The 5612-nt window shown below is 65.6% G+C and carries 4 protein-coding genes and 1 pseudogene; all 5 read right to left on the bottom strand.

Annotation, left to right across the window (positions count from 1 at the left end; translation table 11 throughout):
* Window positions 1–197, bottom strand: a pseudogene (locus ACXJL8_RS32210) (ABC transporter substrate-binding protein); the annotation flags it as partial.
* 30 nt (window positions 198–227) lie between these two features.
* Entirely contained in the window at window positions 228–1043 is an 816-nt protein-coding gene (locus ACXJL8_RS32205) for a sugar phosphate isomerase/epimerase family protein (protein ID WP_456619001.1), read from the bottom strand.
* A gap of 461 nt (window positions 1044–1504) precedes the next feature.
* On the bottom strand, window positions 1505–3538 hold the full coding sequence (locus ACXJL8_RS32200) for an NAD(+) synthase (protein ID WP_456619000.1): 2034 nt from the start codon (window positions 3536–3538) through the stop codon (window positions 1505–1507).
* A gap of 155 nt (window positions 3539–3693) precedes the next feature.
* Window positions 3694–4809 carry an alpha/beta fold hydrolase gene (locus tag ACXJL8_RS32195; protein WP_456618999.1) on the bottom strand — a complete coding sequence of 372 codons (1116 nt, stop codon included), beginning with the start codon at window positions 4807–4809 and terminating at the stop codon, window positions 3694–3696.
* Between the two features lie 16 nt (window positions 4810–4825).
* Entirely contained in the window at window positions 4826–5464 is a 639-nt protein-coding gene (gene pncA / locus ACXJL8_RS32190; RefSeq protein WP_456618998.1) for a bifunctional nicotinamidase/pyrazinamidase, read from the bottom strand.
* Between the last annotated feature and the right edge of the window lie 148 nt (window positions 5465–5612).

The following is a 5612-nucleotide window of genomic DNA, read 5'->3' as shown; positions in this document are numbered from 1 at the left end:
GAGGAGAAGAACACGCGCTCTCCGACATTGGACTGCTCGCGCAGCACGTCGAGCACGTTCGAGTTCGTCACCTTCTGCACGGCGATCGTCACCGATGGACGATTGTCGCCCTGCGCGATCGCAAAGCGCGGCAGCAGAAGCGTGCCTGCGGCAGCGCCGCCGGATTTCAGGATGGTACGACGGGTGAGCTTGCTCATGACGATAACCCCTGCCCTCTACGATGTCGGTTATTCAGCGAGACCGAGCGCGGCGAGGTGGGCTGCGCCGGCGCGGACGTCGTCGTGGTTGCGCAGTTCGAGGATCAGCCGCGGATTGGAAGTCAGCCGGCCAAGCGCGCGGAACACGGCGACCCAGCGGATGTTGCCCTCGCCCGGCGCCCAGTGCCGGTCGGCAAAGCCGTCAGTGTCCTGGAGGTGCACATGCGTCAGCATGTCGCCGGCGGCCTCGACATAGTAGTCGACCGGCGGCGCGCCGGTGGAGACATGCGCGTAATTGGCGTGGCCGGTGTCGAGCGAGACGCGGACCCTGGCGCTTTCGAGCGCCTTGGCCAGACGCACGCGATCGCGCGGATCCTTGTCCTCGATGTTCTCGATCACGATCTCGCAGCCGGTCTTTTCCGCACGCGCGATCACCTCGGCGAGCGTCGCGCGTACGCGCTCGACAATATTGCCGCGGTTGTCCGGATAGAGATCGAGATTGTTGTGGTCCCAGGTCGTGAACGGCGAATGGATCACCATCTGCGTCGCGCCGAGGAACTCGGCGGCATCAAGCCCCTGGAGCAGGCGTTTCGTGACCGCCTGGCGGATCATCGGATCATGGCTGTCGATCTTGAAGCCCCAGAACGGCCCGTGGATGCCGAGCCGGCCGGTATGGCCCGTGAGCATCTGCTTGATCTCGCCGGCCGCGCTCCGCCAATCGCCATCGAGCAAATCCGCGCGGAAAAAATCCTGGATTTCGAGATCGCGTTGCCGTTCCAGAAGCCAGTCGCGGTGCGCGGGGATCGATTTGATGGACAATGCGGCGCCCAGTACCGGCTTCGACATGGCTTGCTCCTTGGTCGTCAGCGATGACGAGAGCAGCGCTAGACCAGTTGAGTGACAGGCCCGTGAAATGCGGGTTCCGCGACGCCGAGCAGATGTGGACATCCTTCCGGTCGCGTGCATCGAATTCAGGCAGCAGTGATCGAGTCCATGCAGACCAATGCATCAACGTGCAGCATCGGCACGTTTGTCTCCGTAGTGATCCGGAATGGAATCCTATCCCGATCTCACGTACATCGCGCACATCGATCGGCGGCCACTTCCAAGGGCATCACCCTCGATCGCGCTACATGGGGTTGGGGGACCGCATGGGGCGGGGGATTGAAGGCTGGGGCAAGGTGAGAGGTCCGGACTCCTAGGCACTCCGGACCTCGAACTTTCTACATCGAACGCGATGTCGCGCCGCCGGCCATGGGCCGTGCGGCGCGATTTCGTTGATGCGCCCTGTGAGCGGTCTTGCCCGATCAGTTCGGCACATTCCGCTCGAGATCTTCAAGCCAGGCCGCCGCGCTCGAATCCGACGGCGCGCGCCAGTCGCCACGCGGCGACAATGAACCGCCGGCCGACACCTTCGGTCCGTTCGGCATGGCCGAGCGCTTGAATTGGCTGAAGGCGAAGAAACGGCGCAGGAAGACTTCAAGCCAGCGGCGGATCTCCGGAAGGTCGTAAGCCTTGCGCCGGTCGCTCGGGAACGCCGGCGGCCATTCGCCCTTGGCGACGTCCTTCCAGGCGTGCTGCGCCATGAAGGCGATCTTGGACGGCCGCATGCCGAAGCGCAGCGTGTAGAACAGGTTGAAGTCCTGGAGCTCGTAGGGGCCGACGGAGGCTTCGGTGCTCTGCGGCTTCTCCCCGGGCTTGACCGGAACCAGCTCGGGCGAGATTTCCGCCGACAGGATCAACCCAAGCGTCCGATTCACGTCGTCGCTGAACTGCTTCGAGGCGATGACCCAGCGGATCAGATGCTGGATCAGGGTCTTGGGCACGCCGGCGTTGACATTATAGTGTGCCATCTGGTCGCCGACGCCATAGGTGCACCAGCCGAGTGCGAGTTCCGAGAGATCACCGGTTCCGATGACGATGCCGCCGTGATGATTGGCGAGCCGGAACAGGTAGTCCGTGCGCAGGCCCGCCTGCACGTTCTCGAAGGTGATGTCGTAGACCTTCTCGCCCTTGCCGAAGGGATGGCCGATGTCCTTCAGCATTTGCGTCGCCGTGGTGCGGATGTCGAGCTCCTGCCAGGTCGTCTGCAACGCCTTCATCAAAGCCAGCGCGTTGGTCTTGCTCTCGCTGCCGGTGGCGAAGCCCGGCATGGTGTAGGCGAGGATGTTTTCACGCGGCAGCCCGAGGAGGTCGACCGCCTTGGCGGCAACGATCAGCGCGTGGGTGGAATCGAGACCGCCGGAGACGCCGATGACGACACGCTTGGTGCCGGTCGCGCGCATGCGCTGCACGAGCCCGGCGACCTGGATGTTGTAGGCCTCGTAGCAGTCCTGCTCGAGCAGGCTTTCGTCGCTCGGCACGAACGGAAAGCGTTCGACCTTGCGCAGGAACCCGATATCGGCGGCCGGTGGCTTCACGGCAAAGGCGATCCTGCGAAAGAAGCCCTCGCGCTGCCGGCGGTTGTCATCGAACGTGCCCATCGAGGCACGCTCCTGCCGCAGCAGATCGAGATCGACGTCGGCGAGCGTGATCTGGCCGCCCTGCCGGAATCGCTCGCCCTCGGCCAGCAGCACGCCGTTCTCATGGATCGAGGTCTGGCCGTCCCAGGCAAGATCAGTGGTCGACTCCCCTGCTCCGGCGGCCGAATAGACGTAAGCCGCAAGGCAGCGCGCCGATGTCGATTGACACAGCAGCGCGCGCGAGCGTGCCCGGCCGATCGTGATCGGGCTGCCGGACAGATTGATCAGCACGCTCGCACCCGCCAGCGCGAGCTCCGAGGCCGGCGTCACCGGGATCCACATGTCCTCGCAGATCTCGACGCCGATGGTCAGGCCGGGGACGTCTTCGGCCGCGAACATGAGATCGACGCCGAACGGCGCGGACAGCTTGCCGATCGCAATGGCCTCACCGGCGATGCCGGCACCGGAGGCGAAATGCCGTCCCTCGTAGAACTCGCGATAGGTCGGCAGGTAGGTCTTGGGCACCACGCCCAGAACGGTGCCGCGGTGAATGACGACGGCGCAATTGTAGATGCGGGCCCCGAAGCGCAGCGGCGCACCGACGATGAGGACGGTCATCAGCTCCGAGGAGGCCTCGACGATCGCGGCGAGCCCCCGCTCGACCGCGTCGAGCAGCGGATCCTGCATGACGAGGTCTTCGATCGCATAGCCGGACAAGCACAGCTCGGGAAACACGGCAACCGCCACCGACTGCTCATGGCAGGCACTCGCCGCCGCCAGGACGGCCCTCGCATTGGCCGTGGGATCGGCCACATGGGAGGTGGTGACGCAGGCCGCCACGCGCGCAAATCCGTGGGCGTAAATCGAGTGAAAACTCATCGAGTGCAGTACCCTTGATCTCTTCGCGACCGGCGGACGTCGTCCGGCCGCCGTCGCTCCGGGCCATATTTAGCCCATCGACATGGCCCCGTGCAGGCCATTCGCCGTCATGCATAACGGATTTGCGTCCTCGCCTGCCCACCCATCCGGCGGCCTCAGGCGCTGCGCGCCAGCACGCTGGTCAGATCGTCGCGCAGCCAGCCGGCGATCCGGGGCCAGGCATGCGCATGGGTCCGCGCGCCCATGAACAGGCCGAGATGGTTGCTGGGCTCGGAGGCCGCCGCAACGAAGGCCGGCGGCGTGCCGAGGAGATTGGCGGTGGCGAGCGCCTGCGCGGCCGGGACGACGTCGTCGTCGAGCCCCGCCAACAGGAAGACCGGCGCCTTGACGTCCTTCAGATCAATCGCGCGGCCCAGCGCCGTGAAATGGCCGCCGGCGATCCGATTCTCGCGGAAAATCCAGTTGACGATCTGGAGATAATAGGTGCCGGGCAGATCGAGCGTTTCCGTGTTCCAGCGATCGAAGCGCGCGAGCAGCGCCGCGCCTTCCGCGTCCGAGAGGCTCTTCTGCAAGGCCACCGCAATATCGTCGCGGCTTGGCGCCTTCGACCAGAACCGCAGCATCTCATCACCGCTGACATTGCCGCCGCCGCGCGCGACGAGCTGGTCATAGACCGCCTCAGGCGCGTTGCGGGCGAGCCGCGACAGCGCCGAGTCGATCGAGAGGTCGACCGGCGCCCCGACCAGGACCAGCCGCCGCACCTTGGTCGGGAAACGCGCAGCATAGAGCAGCGACAGCCATCCGCCCTGGCACAAGCCGACGAGGTCGACCGGCGCGCCGATCTCGTCGACGGCGACGTTGAGATCACTGAGATAGCTGTCGATCGAGAGATGGCGCATGTCCGGCGAGGCCGAGCGCCAGTCGGTGAGATAGACCCGATCGATGCCGCCATTCTGCAGGGACTGCACCACGCTGTGGCCGGGTGCGAAGTCGGCGATCAGGGCACGGTGCAGCGCATAGGGCGCGCAGACCAGGGCCGGCGGTCCGGACCGGGCCCGCGAGCAGTCGCGCAGGCGCATGGTCGCAAGCTCCAGCGCAACGGTATTGGGCGTCGTCCACGGCAGGCTGCTGTCGTCCCGCTCCGCCGGGGCGCGCTCAAGCCACCAGAAGCAGGCATCCATGGCAAGGCGCGCCGCCGCAAACGGCCACAGCAGCGGGTCATCCGGGACATGCCCGGGTCCGCTTGGCGGTTTGCCGGTTTTCTCCACCACGTCTATCTCACCACCCTCACAGGAATGCCTCGAGGCTGACCACCGAAATGCCCCGCTCCCGAAAACTCTGGTGCGTCGCGGCCACGGAGCCGTCGAAGTCAATGCCGCGGCACGCGTCCTCGACAACGGCGACCACGAATCCCGCCTTGCGGGCATCCTCCGCCGAAAAGCGGACACAGAAGTCGAGCGCGAGACCTGCGAGAAAAACCGTCTTCAGATCGCGTTCGCGCAAATACCCGAGCAGCCCGGTCGGCGTCTTGTGGTCGTTCTCGAACAGCGCCGAATAGGAATCGATGCCACGGCGGAATCCTTTGCGCACCACGAGGCTCGCTTTGGCGAGCTCCAGATGCCGGTGGAATTCGGCGCCGGCCGTGCCCTGTACACAATGTACCGGCCAGAGCACCTGGGTGCCGTAGTCGAGCTCGATGGTCTGAAACGGCTGCCGGCCCGCATGGTTCGACGCAAAGGAGACGTGGTCATGCGGATGCCAGTCCTGGGTCAGCACCACATTGGTGAATTTTTGGGCGATGCGATTGATGGCGGGGACGACCTTCTCGCCGCCGGGAACGGCGAGTGCTCCGCCGGTGCAGAAGTCGTTCTGCACGTCGATCACCAGCAGCACGTCACGGTCGGAAATCTTCATCGCAGCTCCCATCCCATCCGCCGGCGCGACCGACGCCGAACGCTCCGCTCCAATGTCGATCTTCCCGCGCGGCTTCGCAACCACCGACCGCGTGCGGCGATCTGGCCGGACGGCCCGGCGCTCCGTCCCCGGGAATGCAACGGTTTGGCTTCGTCTGTGT

Source organism: Bradyrhizobium sp. P5_C11_2 (assembly GCF_054049755.1).
Note: the sequence above shows the minus strand (reverse complement) of the source record. Positions and strands in the feature narration are given on the sequence as shown.